The organism is Pseudomonas sp. SIMBA_068, assembly GCF_046534705.1.
Lineage (GTDB): Bacteria > Pseudomonadota > Gammaproteobacteria > Pseudomonadales > Pseudomonadaceae > Aquipseudomonas > Aquipseudomonas putida.
On record NZ_JAWRYI010000004.1, the window covers coordinates 292,081 to 308,770 of the forward strand.

Here is a 16,690-nt window from a genome sequence, read left to right on the forward strand (position 1 = left end):
CGGTACAGGCGACCTTTCAGTTACAGCAGTTCGAAGCTCTGCTGCTGCACCGCCTGGGAATCCAGCCCGACCTGGACATTGAATTCCCCTGGCTCGGCAACCCGCTGCAGCTGGCCATTGTAGAACTTCAGGTCGTCCTCGCTGATGCGGAAGGTCAAGGTGCGTGACTCGCCCGGCTTGAGCATCAGCTTCTGGAAGTTCTTGAGTTCCTTGACCGGGCGGCTCATCGACGCCGACACGTCCTGCAGGTACAGCTGCACCACGGTCTCGCCGGCTACCTTGCCGGTGTTCGCCACCGTCACCTTGGCCTCCAGTGTGTCGCCGCGCTTGAGGTCCTTGTTCGACAGCTTCAGGCCCGACAGCTCGAAGCTGCTGTAGCTCAGGCCATAGCCGAACGGGTACAGCGGGCCGTTGGGCTCTTCAAAGTACTGCGAGGTGTAGTTGCCTGGTTTGCCAGGGGTGAACGGGCGACCGATGCGGGTGTGGTTGTAGTACATCGGGATCTGCCCGACCGAGCGCGGGAAGGTGATGGCCAGCTTGCCGGACGGGTTGTAGTCACCAAACAGCACGTCGGCGATGGCATTACCACCTTCGGTGCCGGCGAACCAGGTTTCGAGGATGGCGTCGGCCTGCTCGCGCTCCCAGCTGATCGACAGCGGCCGGCCGTTCATCAGCACCAGCACCAGCGGTTTGCCAGTGGCCTTCAGGGCCTTGATCAGCTCGCGCTGGCTGGCCGGGATCTCCAGGGTGGTACGGCTCGACGACTCGTGGGACATGCCGCGGGACTCGCCGACCACTGCCACCACCACATCGGCTTGCCTGGCCGCCTTGACCGCTTCATCGATCAGCACCGCAGGCGGGCGCGGGTCGTCGACGATTTCCGGGGCATCGAAGTTGAGGAAGTTCAGGTAATCGAGGATCGCCTTGTCGCCCGTGACGTTGGAGCCTTTGGCGTAGACCAGCTTGGCCTTGCCTTCCACGGCGCGGCGCAGGCCTTCGCGCACGGTTACCGAGTGCACCGGTTTACCGTCGGCGGCCCAGCTGCCCATCATGTCGATGGGGGCATCGGCCAGCGGGCCGACCAGGGCGATGGTGCCGGCCTTTTTCAGCGGCAGGGTCTGGTTGCGGTTTTCCAGCAGCACCAGGCTGCGGCGTGCCACGTCACGCGCAGCTTCGCGGTGCAGGCGGTCGTTGCCGTAATAGTCCTTCAGGTCGGTTTCGGCTTTGCCGATGCGCACGTAGGGGTCCTTGAAAAGGCCCATGTCGTACTTGGCGCCGAGCACTTCGCGTACCGCCTGGTCCAGTTCGCGCTGGGTCACTTCGCCGGACTTCAGCAGGCCTGGCAGCTCTTCGCCGTACAGGGTGTCGTTCATGCTCATGTCGATGCCGGCCTTGATCGCCAGCTTGGCGGCTTCACGGCCGTCGCGGGCGACGCCGTGGCGGATCAGTTCCTGGATAGCGCCGTGGTCGCTGATGGTCACGCCTTTGAAGCCCCACTCCTTGCGCAGCAGGTCGTTCATCAGCCAGGTGTTGGAGGTGGCCGGCACACCGTTGATCGAGTTCAACGCCACCATTACCCCGCCAGCACCGGCGTCGAGCGCGGCGCGGTAGGGCGGCAGGTAGTCGTTGTACATTTTCGGCAGGCTCATATCGACCGTGTTGTAGTCGCGTCCGCCTTCCACTGCGCCGTATAGGGCGAAGTGCTTGACGATGGCCATGATGCTGTCGGGGTTGGCCGGGCTGCTGCCCTGGAACGACCGCACCATCACCTGGCCGATTTTCGAGGTCAGGTAGGTGTCCTCGCCGAAGCCTTCGCTGGTACGGCCCCAGCGCGGGTCGCGGGCGATATCGACCATGGGTGCGAAGGTCATGTCCAGGGCGTCGGCCGAGGCTTCGATGGCTGCCGTGCGGCCCACCTTGGCGACGGCGTCCATGTCCCAGGTGGCGGCCATGCCCAGGCCGATCGGGAAGATGGTGCGTTCGCCGTGAATGGTGTCGTAGGCGAAGAACATCGGGATCTTCAGGCGGCTACGCATGGCCGCGTCCTGCATCGGGCGGTTTTCGGGCGCGGTGCGCGAGTTGAAGGTGCCACCGATGCGGCCGGCGGCAATTTCTTCGCGGATCTTTTCGTGGGGCATTTCCGGGCCGATGCTGATCAGGCGCAGTTGGCCGATTTTCTCGGCTTCGGTCATCTGGCTGATCAGGTGCTCGATGAATGCCTGCTTGTCCTGCAGGGGCGGGGCATAGGGGGCGGCAAGGGCCGCCTGACTGGCAAGGCCCATGGCCAGGCCCAGCAAAGACAGTTTCATCATCAATTCCGTTGTGGGGCCTCTGCCGTATCCAGGGTGATACGCGCGCGGCCGAAGTTTTCAGGCGGCTATTGTTGTACGATTCGCAGGCTTACTTTCCAGCAGCGGATTATGCCTGAATATGTCGTCTGCGGATGAAGCCCCGAGTGCCGGGACAACAACTATAAGAACGCTCAAGAGACCGACGGCATGACCCCCTTCGACGAGTACCATCAACGGCAGATTGCCGAAGCCATTGCGCGTGCCGAACGGCGCACCGATGCCGAACTGGTGACGGTGCTGGCTCGCCGCGCCGACGATTACGCCTATTGGCCGCTGTTGTGGGCCGCCGTGCTGGCGCTGGCGGTGCCAGGCCTGTTGCATTGGCTGCTGGGTTGGCCCAGCGTGCGTGGCTTGCTGGTGGCCAACGTGTTGCTGTTCGTCGGCTTGTGCCTGCTGCTGCGCAACCCGCGCCTGGCCGGCTGGCTGATCCCCCGTGCCCTGCGTCGCTGGCGTGCTTCACGGCTGGCCCGCCAGCAGTTTCGCGAGCAGAACCTGCAGCGCACCGCAGGCGCTACGGGTGTGCTGATTTTTGTCAGCGAGGCGGAGCGGCATGTGGAGATCCTGGTCGACCGCGGTATCGAGCACTGCCTGGATGCCGAAGCCCGGGCAGCGATCGGTGCCCGCTTTGCCGAACAGGTGCGCCAGGGCCGGACCTTGCAGGGCTTTGTCGAGTGCATCGAGGCGTGTGGCGAGCTGCTTAGCCAGCACGTGCCGCCAACCCATACTCGCAACGAGTTGCCCAACCGCTTGGTGATTCTCGACTGATTCGGATCCGCCTGGCTTGACGCGTTCCCGGTGGGAGCAGGTTCACCCGCGAATGCTGCCTGGAGGCCACCGACGCATTCGCGGGTAAACCCGTTCCCACAGGGTGTAGAATGCGCTTCCCGCTATTCGAGGCACCGTTTCTCCATGTCCGCCAGTACTTCCGCCCCCTCCGCGCCGGATGCGCGCGCTCAGTTTCTCGACCTGCTGAACGCCGCCCTGCACGGCGATACCTTGGTCAAACTGGTGCTGGCGCGCCATGTCGGTGCCGACCAGACCTTGCAACGGATCATCGCCAAGCCGCTGCAGGTCAAGGGCCAGCCGTGCCTTTCGCTGGTCTACCGCCACCAGACCCGCGACATCACCCGCAACCTGCCGCTGGACCAGGCCCAGGCGCTGGTCGCCGAGCTGCTGCCAGACAGCTTCCGCAACGCCCACCTGTTCGATGCTGACGGCGAAGTGCAACTGACCTTCAGCAAGAAGGGCAAGCCGATGCTGCAGCGTCACGGCGCACAGGCACCGCGTGAGGTCACTGCCAGCAGCGGCCATGACCGCGAGAAGAAGCGTTACCTGGAGTTGTCGCGCCCGTTTTTGCGCGACCTGGGCGTAACCGATGCACAAGGCGCGTTGATTCCGTCGATGTCGCGCAAGTGGAAGCAGATCAACAAGTTCATCGAGGTCTTCGACCACGCCCTGTCCAGCGCCCCGGTGCCGGCCGGGCAGGCACTGCGGGTGGCCGACTTTGGCTCGGGCAAGGGCTACCTTACCTTCGCCATGCACGACTACCTGAGCAACAGCCTGGGCCGCGATGCACAGGTGACAGGTGTGGAACTGCGCCAGGACATGGTCGACCTGTGCAACACCGCTGCCGCTCGCCTGGAGCACCCGGGCCTGGAGTTTCAGTGCGGTGACGTGCGCAGCGTGGTGCCAGAGGCCATCGAGGTGATGATCGCCCTGCATGCCTGTGACATCGCCACCGACTACGCCATCCATACCGGCATCCGCTGCAACGCCGCGATCATCATGTGCTCGCCGTGCTGCCACAAACAGATCCGCCCGCAACTGCACAGCCCGGGGTTGCTGCAACCCATGCTGCAGTACGGCCTGCACCTGGGCCAGCAGGCCGAAATGCTGACCGACAGCCTGCGGGCGCTTTACCTTGAAGCGTGCGGTTACGAAACCAAGGTATTCGAGTTCATCTCGCTGGAGCACACCAACAAGAACAAGATGATTCTTGCGGTGAAGCGGCAGAAGGCGGGGGACAACGGGGCGTTGCTGGAGAAGATTGGCCAGCTCAAGGCGTTTTATGGGGTGCAGGAGCATTGCCTGGAGACGTTGCTGCGGGCGGATGGGTTGCTCTGACGGCAACCCCAGCAAGCCTGCGCGCGCGCTCCTGCTGGGAGCGTGCTAGCGTCGAGCGGCTGGTAGCTCGATCGCCAAATCTGCCAGCCCCAACGGATGCGTACTGGCATCAAAGAAATGCACCTGCGTGCCCGTCAGATCCCCGAACCGATCAATGTAGTGTTGCTTCTGGTTGATCACCGAAGCCTCGCTCAACGGCCTTATGGCAATCGACAGATGCTTTGGCCGCGCCTGTCGGATAGCTTCGAGCAGGTGCTGGTCGCTGCTGTCCAGATGCTGCCCGAACAGGCATAGCCCCTGGCTCTCCTGTGCCAGCTGCCCCAGGCACCAGCCCAAGTAGTCCGAGTTGCGGATGGCGCGCAGTTTTTCGTCGCTGCGGTCTTCGTTGACGAACAGCGGCACCTCCCCCGGGATGTTCACCGCAAAGCCATCGAGCAGCTCTGCGTGGTCGGCGCTGCGTTGGCGGGTGGTGCCGTCGGGCAGCTTGAGCAGGTGCAGGCCGCCATGCAGGTGCAGCACCCGGGTGCCTTCGCTTCGGGTGCGGCGCACATCGAAGAAGCCTTGCTCGTCGAACAAACTGGCGAAGCCCTGCGGGGCGTGTTGCACAGCCCATGGCAGCAGCAGGTCGTAGTTGCTGGTGTAGACGCTGCGGTAGCCGCGCAAGGCCTGGTTGAAGGCTGCCAGCGTGGTGGCTGGCATCAGTGACCACGGCAAGTGCACTGTGCGCACGGCGTGGATCAACCCTTCCTTGATCGAGTAGTAGCGGTTCAGCGGCGCGGTGGAGTTGATGGCCAGCGCCGCGTTGGCGCGCACGGTGGTGTTGAGGGCGCTGAGCACGGGCTCGAACAGCTCTGTGCCCAAGGATTTGAACAGCGCCTGGTCGCTGACCGCCAGGCCTTTCTTGCGGCCGGCGCGTTGCGCTTCCTCGAACAGCGAGAAGTAGCCAAACGGCTTCCACACTGCGCGGCTGGCACCGTTGCCCAGCAGCAGGGCGTCGCAGGGGTGGCGGGCAGCGAGTTCTGGCCAGGGGGTGAGGGTGGCGTCAAGTGCGGGCATGCTGGGTCCGTTGGTGGAGCGGAGAACGGGGGCGACTTTAGCATGTCATGCACGGTGTGCGAGGGTTGGTGTCCACGCCAAGGGCTTGTGTTGCCTGCACTGGCCCTGTCGCCGGCAAGCCAGCTCCCACTGGTACGGCACAGCCCATGAGCCTTGCGTGGTACCTGTGGGAGCTGGCTTGCCGGCGATAGGGCCAGTGGCAATAAAACACCTCTTTAGCCCTGCTCGGCAGCCGCCACACTGCGGCTCCGGTTACGCCAAACCCGGTACGCCCGAATCCCGGCCCGCACCGAACCAAACAGCAGCTTTTCTTCCATTTCCCGCGCCATCCCCGAGCGCACCAGCATGCGCAGGAACGTACCCCGGGCGCGTGCGATGGCAAAGAAGATGCCCTGCGCTGCCAGGGTGTCGCGTACTTCACGCAGGGCAGCGATGCCGCTGACGTCGATGTTTGTGACAGCTTCGGCATCGAACAGCACGGCCTTGGGCTGGTCCTGGCTCTGTACCGCCTCGAGCAGGCGCATCTTGAAGTAGTCGGCGTTGAAGAACAGGATCGCGTCGTCGAAGCGGTAAACCACCAGGCCAGGCACGGTGCGCGCGTCCTTGAATTTGCGGATGTCGACTTGGCCTTCGGTGCCCGGCAGCCAGCCCAGTACCGCATCGGTGGGCTGATAGATGCTGTACAGCAGGCGCAGGATCGCCAGGGTCACGGCAAACACGATACCGGGCAGCACACCCAGGCCCAGTACGCCCGCCGTGGTCAGCAGGCACAGCCAGAACTCGAAGCGGCTGAGACGCCGGATGCTACCCAGCGACTTGATGTCGATCAGCCCCCAACCGGCCATCAGCAGCACGGCGCCCAGTGAAGCCTGCGGGATCCACGCCATGGGCGCGGTGAAAAACAGCAGGATCAGGGCGATGACCAGTGCCGCGATGATGCCCACCAGCTGGCTTTTGCCACCGACCATGTCATTGACCGCCGTACGCGAGTCGGCGCCACTGATGGCAAAGCCCTGGGAAACCCCGGCGGCCAGGTTGCTGACGCCCAGGGCGACAAACTCGTGGTTGGCGTTGATCGCATAGCCATGCCGGGCGGCAAAGCTGCGCGCAGTCAGCATGGCACTGCAGAAGCTGACGGTGGCAATACCCAGGGCGTCGCGCAACAGGCTTTTCATTTCCTCCAGGTTGCTGTGCGGCCAGGCCAGCTGCGGGATGCCTGCAGGTACCGGGCCGAGGACGGCAACGCCGAAGCGGTCAAGGCCGAACAGGCCGGCCAGCAGCATGAACAGCGCCACGACCGTGAGGGCTGCAGGCAGGCGCGGGTAGCGCCGCGGCAGCCAGATCAGCAGGCCCAGGGCGGCCAGGCCGATGAGCAACGTGACCCAGTGAATTTCGCCCAGGCGCTGGAAGAAGTTGATCAGGCTGAGGATGAAACCGTCGCCTTCGATCTTGAAGCCCACCACCTTGGACAGCTGCCCGGCGATCAGGCTAAGGCCGATGCCGTTGAGGTAGCCGATCAGGATCGGCCGCGAAAAGAAGCTGGCGATGAAGCCGGCACGGGCCAGGCCGGCGCCAATCAGCATCACGCCAACCAGCACGGTGACGATCACCGACAGTTCGACAATGCGCTGCGGGTCGCCCATGGCCAGCGGTGCCACGGCGCCGGCGATCATCGCGCAGGTGGCAGCGTCGGGGCCGACCATCAGTTGGCGCGAGCTGCCGATCAGGGCGTAGACCATCATCGGCAGGACGCAGGCATACAGGCCGTATTGTGGTGGCAGGCCGACGATTTGCGCGTAGGCGATGGCGATGGGGATCTGGATCGCCGCGACCGAGAGCCCGGCCTGCAGGTCGGCATGCAGCCACTCGCGCCGATAGTGCAGGAGGTTGGCAAGGCCTGGTAGCCAGCGGGATAGAAACATGCGTCATCCTTTCGAAATGTTTCAAGAATCCAGTGAGCATATCCGCCACAAGCCGTTTCGCTTGCAGGCGTATGCACCCGCTGCGCATTGAAGCGGATCGGCAGGCAAATGGCCATGGGCCAGGTCAACGTGGGGGGCAGAAACGAAAAAAGGAGCCAAGGCTCCTTTTGACTGCGATGACGTTGCTGGAACGTCATGCTGGAATGCGATGTGGAGCGGGTAGAGGGAATCGAACCCTCAACTAAAGCTTGGGAAGCTTTCGTTTTGCCACTAAACTATACCCGCGTCTGCGCAGCACTTTTTACCAGAACCCTTCACGAATTAGAAGCCCAAGTTATAAAAAAGCTTGTCGGCACCCCATAGCCTGCGGGTATCAGTTACAGAGTGCCGAGGCGCTCAGATAGCCAATGCATGCTGCCCCTGTTGAACGTGCTGGTAGCGGTGACGAGGTTCACGCACGGTCGGCTTGAGGAAGCCAAGCAGGACGCTGCGGGTGTTTTCACAGGCGGTCTTGTTTTCCATGTCGAGGAAATGGCCCGCGTCGCGGATCACGCTGAAGTGGCTTCTGCCCACATGCTTGCCAAACTGCCGGGCATCTTCGGCCGTGGTGTACTCGTCGCGGTCACCGTTGACGAACAGTACCGGGATGTCGATATTTCGCGCACCATCCAGCGCTCGCTCCAGGTCGTGCTGCAGCACCTGGTTGATGTGGAAGTGCATCTGCGCGTACTCATGGCTGTCCAGGCTGCTGACGTGCCGGTAGTTGAAGCGCTTGAACAGTGACGGCAAGTGCTTGCCGATGGTGTCGTTGACCAGGTTGCCGACCTGATACCGGTCGCAGGCGGCCAGGTACTGGCAGCCACGGTCCAGATAGTCGCGCATCGGCTCGTTGATCACCGGCGAGAACGAACTCACCACTGCCTTCTTCACCTTACGTGGCTGGTGCGCCAGCGCCAGCAGCGTACTTGCGCCACCCCACGAGAACGACATCACGTGGTCTGCCTGGAAGTGCTCGATCAGCTCAAGGAGGATATGCGCCTCGGTCTCCTTGCTGATCAGGCGTTCCTGACGGTTGTGCGGCTTGGACTTGCCAGCATACGGCTGGTCGAACAGCACGATGTTGAACTGCGGGTGCAGGTTACGTACCGTCTGGGCGAACGAGGCGGTGGTGGCGAGCGAGCCATTGATCAGGATGATCGTATTCTCGGCCGCATCCGCGCGATAGAACTCCGTGTAAACCCGATACTGACCTTGGATATCAAGTACAGCGATTTCTGGCCTCATGTCATCGACTCCTGGCGCAAAAAGGGTATTCGCGTCACCTAGGGTGCACGTTCTTTATGACAGGTAGGCATTTGCCTGAAGAGAAAACCGGGGGGCCCTGTGTCGATCCTTGGCACTTGCGTCGACGGTATTGTTTTTGGCGGGGCAATTTGCCGTGCCCCAAGGCATCGAGGCCTTGGGTAGCCGGCAAAAGGTGTCTTCGACTGCAAGCGTGACTTGCTAGTCACATGCAGACTGACGATTTGGATTCAAGCAGTGGCTCGCGGATCGCGCAAGTGCCGTTCGGGGAGAAATGTGACTTTTGTCGCTGAGCGGTCGTATGGCGACCCCGTAGTGTCTGCCCCGGCCTAGACAGTGGCTATCTCGGCCGCCGTCAGTTCCCGGAACTCCCCCGGCGCCAAACTCGTGTCCAGCCGGATCGCCCCCATGCTTTCCCGATGCAACCCCACCACCTTGTTGTCGAAGAACCCGAACATGCGTTTTACCTGGTGATAGCGCCCTTCGACGATCGCCAATCGAGCGCGTCGCGGCCCGAGGATGTCCAGCTGGGCAGGTTGGGTGGTGAGGTCTTCGAAGGCGAAGTAGAAGCCCTCACGGAACTTGGCCACATAGTGCTCGGCAATGTCGTCTTCGGTTTCCACCAGATAATGCTTGGGCAGCTTGGTGGCAGGCTGGGTCAGGCGCCGTGACCACTGGCCATCGTTGGTCAGGATCATCAGCCCGGTGGTGTTGAAATCCAGGCGCCCGGCAATGTGCAGGTCATCGCGGAGCGCTGTTGGCAGCAGGTCGAGCACGGTGGGGTGCTGCGGGTCCTGGGTGGCGCTGACGCAACCCTGTGGCTTGTGCAGCATCAGGTAACGCGCGGGGCGGCCCGCCTGGAGCAACTGGTCGTCCAACTCGACACGGCTGAATTCACGTACCTCGGTCAGCGGGTCGCTGACCACCACGCCCTCCACCCGCACACGGCGTTGCGCCAGCATCAGGCGAACTTGCTGGCGGTTGTGGTTGGGGAGGTTGGCGAGGAAACGGTCGAGGCGCATTGGAACAGGTCAGTGGGGAGTGGTTGATCGGAGTTGCTCTTCAACGGCAGCGCAACGCGGGCACAGGCAGGCTTTGTTCCGCAACTCGGCGGGCAGGGCCTGCAGCACGGCCGGGTCGATGGTCACGCTGTAGCACCAGCAGGCCTGGGTAGCGCGGCGCGGGTCGGCCAGGCTGCATTGGTTGAGGGCACCGCAAGCGGGGCAGTGTTGGCTGTCATTCATGGCGGGTTTCACTGCAGACGCGGTTGCGGCCGGCCTGCTTGGCACGATAGAGCGCACGGTCGGCGCGGGTCAGCAGGGCGTGTAGGGTATCCCCTGGCTGCAGGCTGCTCAGGCCGATGCTGGTGGTGAGGCGCAGCGGCTGTTCTTCGTAGCTGAAGGTCAACTGTTCGGTGCGGCGGCGGATCTTTTCCGCCACCTCGATGGCCTGCCGGCCTTCGGCTTCACGCAGCAGCACGATGAATTCCTCACCGCCCCAGCGGCACAGTATATCCGACTGGCGCAGGCTGCCTTGCAGTACATTGGCAAATTGGCGCAGCACTTCGTCGCCTGCCAGGTGGCCGTGGGTGTCGTTCAGTGCCTTGAAGTGGTCCAGGTCGATCAGCAACGCCACCAGCGGCCCACTGTCGCGCTGGGCTTCGTGCAAAGCCTGGGCGGCGAGCAGGTCGAAGCTGCGCCGGTTGGGCAGGCCGGTGAGGCTGTCGAGGGTGGCCAGGGCTTCGGTGCTGGCCTGGTGACGGCGGACCATGGCATGCACCAGCGCCAGCACCACCAGGGTGATCATCGTGCAGATGGCCAGGTTCAGGTACAGGGAGTGGCGGATGCGGTCGAGGGCGCCGGTTTCGCGCTTTTCCACCAACAGGTACCAGTCCAGTTCGGGCAGGTGGCGCACGTTGAGGAAGTGGCTGTGGTTGTCGCTGTCGCGGTATTCGTGGCTGCCTTCACCGGGCACCAACTGCTCGGCCAGTACGTCGTTCAGTTCAGGGTTGTCGCTGAGCGGCTGGCCGACCCGCAGACCATGCGGGCCACCTTCCGAGCCGGTCATCAGCACCTTGCCCTTGGCGTCGGTGAACAGCACAGAGCGCTGGTAGCGGCGTTGGTACTGGTCGATCAGCTGGACCACCGACGATACGCTCAGCCCGACACCGGCGGCTCCGATGAAGCGGTGCTGGTAGTCATGTACCTGATAGTTGATGAACACGGTCAGGCTGTCCTGGTTGGCCATGTCCAGATCGACGTTGATCTCATAGGGCGCCTTGAGGTCGCGCAGGCGGAAATACCAGGCATCGCGCCAGGTGCCGGGCTCTACCTTTTTGAGCACGCCTTTGGCCTGGTAGTAGGTGAGGGTGCGGTCAGACACGAAAAACGACGTGAAGGTGTCCTGCTTGCCCATGACTTCGCCAAGGTAGCGGGTCATGCGCTCGGTATCCTGCTCGCCGGACAGCACCCAGTCCCGCAGGAAGGTGTCCTGGGCCATCATCGAGGCGATCAGCACCGGGCGAATCAGGTCCTTCTGGATTTCCGAGTAGACCGTGTCGGAGGTCAGCGGCAGTTCCGTATTGATGATGCCGTCGCGGATGGCGCTGCGTGAGGAGAAGTAGCTGAGTAGCGAAGTGGCGAGGAAGCCGCAGGCCAGTAGCACCAGCAGGGTCAGGATCAGCGAGCGCTGCGAGAACAGAGCGGAACGTAGCGGCATGATCTTCCCGTGATGTGTGCCTGGGCGCCTATTCTAGTTAGATGACCGGCAAATGACTGCAAGTTTTTCAGGGTTATCGCACCTGTATCAAATTATTGCAAAAATGGCACTGCACCTCGGCTTCACTGTCTTATTCAGTGTCGATGAACGCATTACGCATCGACGCTCGTCAGCGCCGCTGTTCGGGCACTCCAGCGGTCCAGGAGGCCGCCATGTCTTATCGAATCCTGTTGATCGCCCTGCTAGGGCTGATGACTTCCGCCTGCGCCCCGTACTACGAGAGCGGGGGCTATTACCGTTCGGATTACTACTCCACCGACCGCTACGTGTCGCCAGGGTATTACCGCTATGACCGCTACTACGTGACGCCGCAACCGCGCTATTACTACCAGCCGGCACCGCGCTATTACCATCGGTCGGCGCCTGCGCCGCAATACCGGCCGTATCCGCAGCCGGGGATGCAGCAGTGGCACGGCAACCCGCGCAATGACTACGGCAACCGCCAGCGCCAGGACTACAGGCAGGATCGGGACCGGCATGATTATCGTGATGGCAGCCAGCGCTACCAGCATGGCAACTGGCACTCCAATGGGCAGCGCAATGACGGCGGGCGCTGGGATGGCCGACGTGGCCAAGGGCGCGGGGGTAACTGGCAGCGGTAGGTGATTGAACCCAGCCCCAGGTTGTTGAAGTCAACTCAGGTCCGCCAATGGATGCCGCCCTTCCCATGCCTTGGAAAAATGCGCCTCGACCACCGCCGCCGGTACCTGAGCCACATCCGGCCAGTGCCAGCGGGGGTGGTTGTCCTTGTCCAGCAAGCGGGCTCGTACGCCTTCGCTGAATTCCGGATGGCGGCAGCAATTCAGGCTCATGCAGTATTCCATCTGGAACACCTGCGCCAATGAGAGGTGACGCGCCCGGCGAATCTGCTCCCATACCAGATGGGCGGTCAGCGGGCAGCCTTCGTGCAGCCGCTGGCCTGCTTCTGCGAGCAGTGGGTCGTCATTGTGCTTGAGCCCCTCCAGTGCACGCCAGGCCGCCGCTGCATCGGCCACGTCGAGCAATGCATCGATCACCTGCCGCCGCGGCAACCACTGGGCTTCGGGCAACTCGGCGCAGGCGCGGTGCTGTTCGGCCTTGAGCAGGCTGTTCAGTTGCAGGGCGGTCTGCTCCTGCCAGTTCAGTTGCAGCAGCTCTTCGACCAGCGCCTCTTGCTGATGCTCGCCAAAAAAACGGTCGGCCAGGCCCAGGTCAAGGGCGTCGCGTGCGTTGATTGGCGCGCCCGTCAGCCCCAGGAACAACCCCAGTTTGCCCGGCAGCCGGGCGAGGAACCAGCTGGCACCCACGTCGGGGTACAGCCCGATACTGATTTCCGGCATGGCCAAACGGCTGCTGGGTGTGACGATGCGTACACTGGCGCCCTGCAGCAGCCCCATGCCACCCCCCAGCACATGCCCGTGGCCCCAGCACAGCAGCGGTTTGGGGTAGGTGTGCAGGGCGTAGTCCAGGCGGTACTCTGCGGCAAAGAAAGAGGCGGCCAGGGGCGGTACGCTCCCGGGGTGGTCACGGCAGGCCTGCACCAGCGCCCGCACATCGCCTCCGGCGCAGAAGGTTTTGGCGCCGTTGCCGCGCAGCAGCACGCAGACAACCCCCGGGTCGCGGGCCCAGGCGTGCAATTGCTCGCCCAGCACCTCGATCATCGGCAGGCTCAGGGCATTGAGCGCCTTGGGCGCATCCAGGGTGGCGATGCCGATGCGGGCGCCGTCGGCGCCGGTGAGTACCTCACAATGAATGGCCATGGACTACCTCGCTCAGTCATCGCACAAGTATGGCCTGCCTGACCGAACATGCCGGTCGTCGGTCGGATCGTTTGACAAGCGGGAAGGGCTTACCTAGTGTCGCGCCATTGATTAGGGATGGCCCCATGACTGACGACGATCGCATCAAACTCGAACCCAGCTGGAAAGCCGCATTGCGCGCTGAATTCGACCAGCCCTACATGCATCAACTGCGCGAGTTCCTGCGCAGCGAGCGTGCCGCCGGCAAGGAAATCTACCCGCCAGGGCCGCTGATCTTCAATGCGCTGAACTCGACGCCGCTGGACCAGGTGAAGGTGGTCATACTCGGGCAGGACCCCTACCACGGGCCAGGCCAGGCGCACGGCCTGTGCTTCTCGGTACAGCCGGGCGTGGCCACGCCGCCGTCGCTGGTCAATATCTACAAGGAAATGCAGCGCGACCTGAACATCCCGATCGCCAGCCACGGCTACCTGCAAAGCTGGGCCGAGCAGGGCGTGCTGCTGCTCAACACCACCATGACCGTGGAGCGGGCCAATGCGGCGTCGCATGCCAAGAAGGGTTGGGAGTTCTTTACCGATCGGGTGATCCAGGTGGTCAGCGAGCAGTGCCCGAACGTGGTGTTCCTGTTGTGGGGGGCACATGCGCAAAGCAAGCAGAAGCTGATCGACGGGACCAAGCACCTGGTGCTGAAGTCGGTGCATCCGTCGCCGTTGTCGGCTTACCGCGGGTTCCTGGGGTGTGGGCATTTCAGCCGGACCAACAGCTTCCTCGAACAACGTGGGCTGGCGCCGATCAACTGGGCGGTGCCACCGCTCTAATCACCTGAAACACCGCGTCGCCTTCTTCGTGGGTAAACCCGCGAAGCAGGCGACGCGATTATTACTGGTTTGCGTTCCACAGCCGGAATAACGGCTCCGCCAGAAACAGCACGAACAGCAAGCGCATCACCTGCAGCGCCGTCACCAAAGGCACGGACAGTTGCAGGGTCTCTGCTGTCAGGCTCATTTCGGCAATGCCCCCCGGCATCATCCCCAACGTCAGCGAACGCAGGTCCAGCGCTGTCATCACGCTCAACACCCACGCGGCACTGCCGGCAATGGCCATGCACAGCGCCGTGGCCAGCAGCGTGCGCCCCAGGAACGATGGCGCCCGGCGGAAGAAGGCGCGGTTGAAGTGGCAGGCCAGGCCACTGCCGATCAGCCACTGGCCGATCTGGCTGGCGCCATTGGGCAGGGCGATCTGCAGGTTGCCGGCCAGGCTGACCGTGGCCGCCACCAGCAATGGCCCGAACAGCCAGGGGTTGGGCTGGCGCAACCGTTGCCAGAGCAGCGCAACGGCAACGCCGAGCGGGGTGATCAGGGCCAGCCAGCCCCAGCTGACGCTGCCGGCATGATTGAGCGGCACCCCGTCACCCAGCAGAAACTTGAACAGCGCGGGCACGCACAGCACCACTGCCAGCACCCGCAGGCTCTGCGCTGCCGCCACCTGGCTGAGCACTGCACCGTTCCGGGCACCCAGGTTGACCATCTCCCCCGAGCCGCCAGGCATGCTGGCGAAGAATGCCGTGGCGCGGTCTTCACCGGTGCGCCGCAGCAGCCACACGCCGATCACGCTGGACAGGGTGGTGAACAGGGCGCCGAAGAAGATCAGCGCAAAATGGCTACCCACTTGCTCGATCACTGCCGGCGTAAAGTGCAGGCCAATGCCGATGCCGATGATGCACTGCCCGCATTTTCGGCCGCTGGGAATTTCCGACAACTGCCAGGGCGTCAGGCAGCGCACCAGGATGATGGCCAGCAGCGAACCCACCATCCACGGCAAAGGCCAGCCAACCTTGCTGGCGAGGTAACCGCCAGCAAGGCCGACCAGCCCGGTTGCGACAAACAAAGGCAACGGTCGATCAGGCATCGGCCAGGGCCCGACGCTGCAGGCTGCGTTTGCGCCAGATGCGCAGCAGCGGCAGGGCGAGCATCAGCGCCACCAGCGCCCAGACGCCCATGCTGATCGGGCTCGACCAGAGGATGCCCAGTTCACCGTTGGAGATCGACAGTGCACGGCGCAGGTTCTGCTCCATCAGCCCGCCCAGGATGAAACCGAGCAGGATCGGCGACAGTGGGAAGTCCAGCTTGCGCAGGATGTAACCCATGATGCCGATGCCGACCATCAGGAACAGGTCGAAGGTGGTGGCATGAACGGCGTATACGCCAATGGCCGTGATGATGGCGATCACTGGCACCAGCGCCCAGTTTGGCACGGCGAGGATGCGGGTGAAGATGCGGATCATCGGGATGTTGAGGATCACCAGCATGATGTTGGCGACGAACAGCGAAGCGATCAGGCCCCAGACTATGTCCGGCTGCTGTTCGAACAGCAGTGGGCCAGGGGTGATGTTGTACAGGGTCAGGGCGCCGATCATCACGGCCGTTGTGCCAGAGCCCGGTACGCCCAGGGTCAGCATCGGGACCAAGGCGCCACAGCAGGACGCACCAATGGCAGTTTCCGGCGCTGCCAGGCCACGGGCATCGCCTTTGCCGAACTTGCCGCTTTCCCCGGCCAGGCGTTTCTCGGTCATGTAGGCCACGGCACTGGCCAGCGTCGCGCCGGCGCCGGGCAGAACGCCCATGATGAAACCAAGCAGGCCGCAACGGATGTTGACCACGAATACCGAAGCCGCTTCCTTGAAGTTGAACAGCATGCGGCCGGTAGCTTTTACCGCCTGGTGACCATGGTGGGTCTTTTCCAGCAGCAGCAGGATTTCACTGATGGAGAACAGGCCTAGCACCAGCACCACGAACTGGATGCCGTCGGCAAGGTGCACGCTGTCGCCGGTGAAGCGGTAGACGCCGCTGTTGGCATCGATGCCGACCGCCGAAAGGAACAGGCCGATCAGTGCGGCAATGAAGGTTTTTAGCGGTTTGTCACCTGCCATGCCGCCCAGGGCGACGATGGCAAACACCATCAGTACGAAGTATTCCGCCGGGCCGAAGGCGATGGCCCATTTCGCCAGCAGCGGGGCGAACAGCACCATGCCGCAGGTGGCGATGAAGGCGCCGATGAACGAACTCCAGGCCGACAGCGACAGTGCGACGCCCGCCAGGCCTTGGCGAGCCATCGGGTAGCCGTCCAGGGTGGTCATCACGGTCGAGGCTTCGCCCGGGATGTTCAGCAGGATCGAGCTGATACGCCCGCCGTATTCGCAGCCCAGGTACACCGCGGCCAGCAGGATCAGCGCCGACTCTGGCGGCAGGCCCAGGGCGAAGGCGATGGGGATCAGCAGGGCCACGCCGTTGATCGGTCCCAGGCCCGGCAGCAGGCCGACCACCGTGCCGATCAGGGTACCGGAGAGGGCGGTGACCAGGTTGTAAGGGGTCAGGGCAACGCCGAAGCCCTGGCCCAGGTAGCTCAAGGTATCCATGTG

General features: G+C 63.4%; 14 protein-coding genes and 1 tRNA gene. 4 read left to right on the forward strand and 11 right to left on the reverse strand.

Features of this window, described 5'->3' with window-relative positions; all coding sequences use genetic code 11:
- Window positions 1-20: 20 nt before the first annotated feature.
- Complete coding sequence (bglX, locus tag SB756_RS12985; protein ID WP_341796659.1) at window positions 21-2,312, reverse strand: beta-glucosidase BglX; 2,292 nt, start codon at window positions 2,310-2,312, stop codon at window positions 21-23.
- 186 nt (window positions 2,313-2,498) lie between these two features.
- On the opposite strand from bglX, the gene SB756_RS12990 reads away from it, so the two are divergent.
- Both SB756_RS12990 and SB756_RS12995 read left to right on the forward strand, forming a co-directional pair.
- Window positions 2,499-3,116: a TPM domain-containing protein gene (locus SB756_RS12990; protein WP_341796658.1), complete on the forward strand. Its 618-nt coding sequence runs from the start codon at window positions 2,499-2,501 to the stop codon at window positions 3,114-3,116.
- Window positions 3,117-3,260: 144 nt separating this feature from the next.
- Window positions 3,261-4,475 (forward strand): class I SAM-dependent methyltransferase, encoded by a 1,215-nt coding sequence (locus tag SB756_RS12995; protein ID WP_410910925.1) that lies wholly within the window; start codon window positions 3,261-3,263, stop codon window positions 4,473-4,475.
- Between the two features lie 45 nt (window positions 4,476-4,520).
- Here the strand turns inward: SB756_RS12995 and SB756_RS13000 are convergent, their stop codons facing one another.
- The 7 genes from SB756_RS13000 to SB756_RS13030 all read right to left on the reverse strand — a co-directional run bounded on the left by SB756_RS13000 (window position 4,521) and on the right by SB756_RS13030 (window position 11,473).
- Window positions 4,521-5,531, reverse strand: a complete 1,011-nt coding sequence (locus SB756_RS13000; RefSeq protein ID WP_341796656.1) for a DUF4917 family protein — start codon at window positions 5,529-5,531, stop codon at window positions 4,521-4,523.
- A gap of 215 nt (window positions 5,532-5,746) precedes the next feature.
- A complete protein-coding gene (locus SB756_RS13005) occupies window positions 5,747-7,453 on the reverse strand; it encodes a SulP family inorganic anion transporter (protein ID WP_410910926.1) in 1,707 nt (568 codons plus the stop codon).
- A 211-nt stretch (window positions 7,454-7,664) separates the two neighbouring features.
- Window positions 7,665-7,738 (reverse strand) — tRNA-Gly (locus tag SB756_RS13010).
- Window positions 7,739-7,849: 111 nt separating this feature from the next.
- Complete coding sequence (gene phaG, locus SB756_RS13015) at window positions 7,850-8,737, reverse strand: (R)-3-hydroxydecanoyl-ACP:CoA transacylase (protein WP_197898586.1); 888 nt, start codon at window positions 8,735-8,737, stop codon at window positions 7,850-7,852.
- A gap of 347 nt (window positions 8,738-9,084) precedes the next feature.
- Window positions 9,085-9,777, reverse strand: coding sequence for a 16S rRNA pseudouridine(516) synthase (locus SB756_RS13020; protein WP_410910927.1), 693 nt, complete (start codon window positions 9,775-9,777; stop codon window positions 9,085-9,087).
- Window positions 9,778-9,786: 9 nt separating this feature from the next.
- A complete protein-coding gene (locus SB756_RS13025) occupies window positions 9,787-9,999 on the reverse strand; it encodes a cysteine-rich CWC family protein (RefSeq protein WP_080889236.1) in 213 nt (70 codons plus the stop codon).
- The gene (locus tag SB756_RS13030) at window positions 9,992-11,473 is read right to left on the reverse strand and encodes a diguanylate cyclase (protein ID WP_341796653.1); all 1,482 of its coding nucleotides are present in this window, start codon (window positions 11,471-11,473) and stop codon (window positions 9,992-9,994) included. The genes SB756_RS13025 and SB756_RS13030 overlap by 8 nt, the downstream gene beginning before the upstream one ends.
- A 212-nt stretch (window positions 11,474-11,685) precedes the next feature.
- Here SB756_RS13030 and SB756_RS13035 point away from each other — a divergent pair, with 212 nt between their 5' ends.
- A complete protein-coding gene (locus tag SB756_RS13035; RefSeq protein ID WP_341796652.1) occupies window positions 11,686-12,135 on the forward strand; it encodes a hypothetical protein in 450 nt (149 codons plus the stop codon).
- A gap of 30 nt (window positions 12,136-12,165) precedes the next feature.
- Here SB756_RS13035 and SB756_RS13040 read toward each other — a convergent pair whose 3' ends face one another.
- Complete coding sequence (locus SB756_RS13040; RefSeq protein ID WP_410910928.1) at window positions 12,166-13,272, reverse strand: enoyl-CoA hydratase/isomerase family protein; 1,107 nt, start codon at window positions 13,270-13,272, stop codon at window positions 12,166-12,168.
- Window positions 13,273-13,397: 125 nt separating this feature from the next.
- On the opposite strand from SB756_RS13040, the gene ung reads away from it, so the two are divergent.
- The gene (gene ung / locus SB756_RS13045) at window positions 13,398-14,090 is read left to right on the forward strand and encodes a uracil-DNA glycosylase (protein ID WP_049275302.1); all 693 of its coding nucleotides are present in this window, start codon (window positions 13,398-13,400) and stop codon (window positions 14,088-14,090) included.
- Window positions 14,091-14,151: 61 nt separating this feature from the next.
- Here ung and SB756_RS13050 read toward each other — a convergent pair whose 3' ends face one another.
- Window positions 14,152-15,180, reverse strand: a complete 1,029-nt coding sequence (locus SB756_RS13050; RefSeq protein WP_410910929.1) for an AbrB family transcriptional regulator — start codon at window positions 15,178-15,180, stop codon at window positions 14,152-14,154.
- A complete protein-coding gene (locus tag SB756_RS13055; protein WP_063422240.1) occupies window positions 15,173-16,687 on the reverse strand; it encodes a tripartite tricarboxylate transporter permease in 1,515 nt (504 codons plus the stop codon). Before SB756_RS13055 ends, SB756_RS13050 begins: the two co-directional genes overlap by 8 nt.
- Between the last annotated feature and the right edge of the window lie 3 nt (window positions 16,688-16,690).

Coding starts and splice junctions, on each gene's coding strand:
- SB756_RS13030 (WP_341796653.1), bottom strand. CDS start 11,473: ATGCCGCTACGTTCCGCTCTGTTCTCGCAGCGCTCGCTGATCCTGACC.
- ung (WP_049275302.1), top strand. CDS start 13,398: ATGACTGACGACGATCGCATCAAACTCGAACCCAGCTGGAAAGCCGCA.
- SB756_RS13055 (WP_063422240.1), bottom strand. CDS start 16,687: ATGGATACCTTGAGCTACCTGGGCCAGGGCTTCGGCGTTGCCCTGACC.
- SB756_RS13050 (WP_410910929.1), bottom strand. CDS start 15,180: ATGCCTGATCGACCGTTGCCTTTGTTTGTCGCAACCGGGCTGGTCGGC.
- SB756_RS13005 (WP_410910926.1), bottom strand. CDS start 7,453: ATGTTTCTATCCCGCTGGCTACCAGGCCTTGCCAACCTCCTGCACTAT.
- SB756_RS13040 (WP_410910928.1), bottom strand. CDS start 13,272: ATGGCCATTCATTGTGAGGTACTCACCGGCGCCGACGGCGCCCGCATC.
- SB756_RS12995 (WP_410910925.1), top strand. CDS start 3,261: ATGTCCGCCAGTACTTCCGCCCCCTCCGCGCCGGATGCGCGCGCTCAG.
- phaG (WP_197898586.1), bottom strand. CDS start 8,737: ATGAGGCCAGAAATCGCTGTACTTGATATCCAAGGTCAGTATCGGGTT.
- SB756_RS13020 (WP_410910927.1), bottom strand. CDS start 9,777: ATGCGCCTCGACCGTTTCCTCGCCAACCTCCCCAACCACAACCGCCAG.
- SB756_RS13025 (WP_080889236.1), bottom strand. CDS start 9,999: ATGAATGACAGCCAACACTGCCCCGCTTGCGGTGCCCTCAACCAATGC.
- SB756_RS13000 (WP_341796656.1), bottom strand. CDS start 5,531: ATGCCCGCACTTGACGCCACCCTCACCCCCTGGCCAGAACTCGCTGCC.
- SB756_RS12990 (WP_341796658.1), top strand. CDS start 2,499: ATGACCCCCTTCGACGAGTACCATCAACGGCAGATTGCCGAAGCCATT.
- bglX (WP_341796659.1), bottom strand. CDS start 2,312: ATGATGAAACTGTCTTTGCTGGGCCTGGCCATGGGCCTTGCCAGTCAG.
- SB756_RS13035 (WP_341796652.1), top strand. CDS start 11,686: ATGTCTTATCGAATCCTGTTGATCGCCCTGCTAGGGCTGATGACTTCC.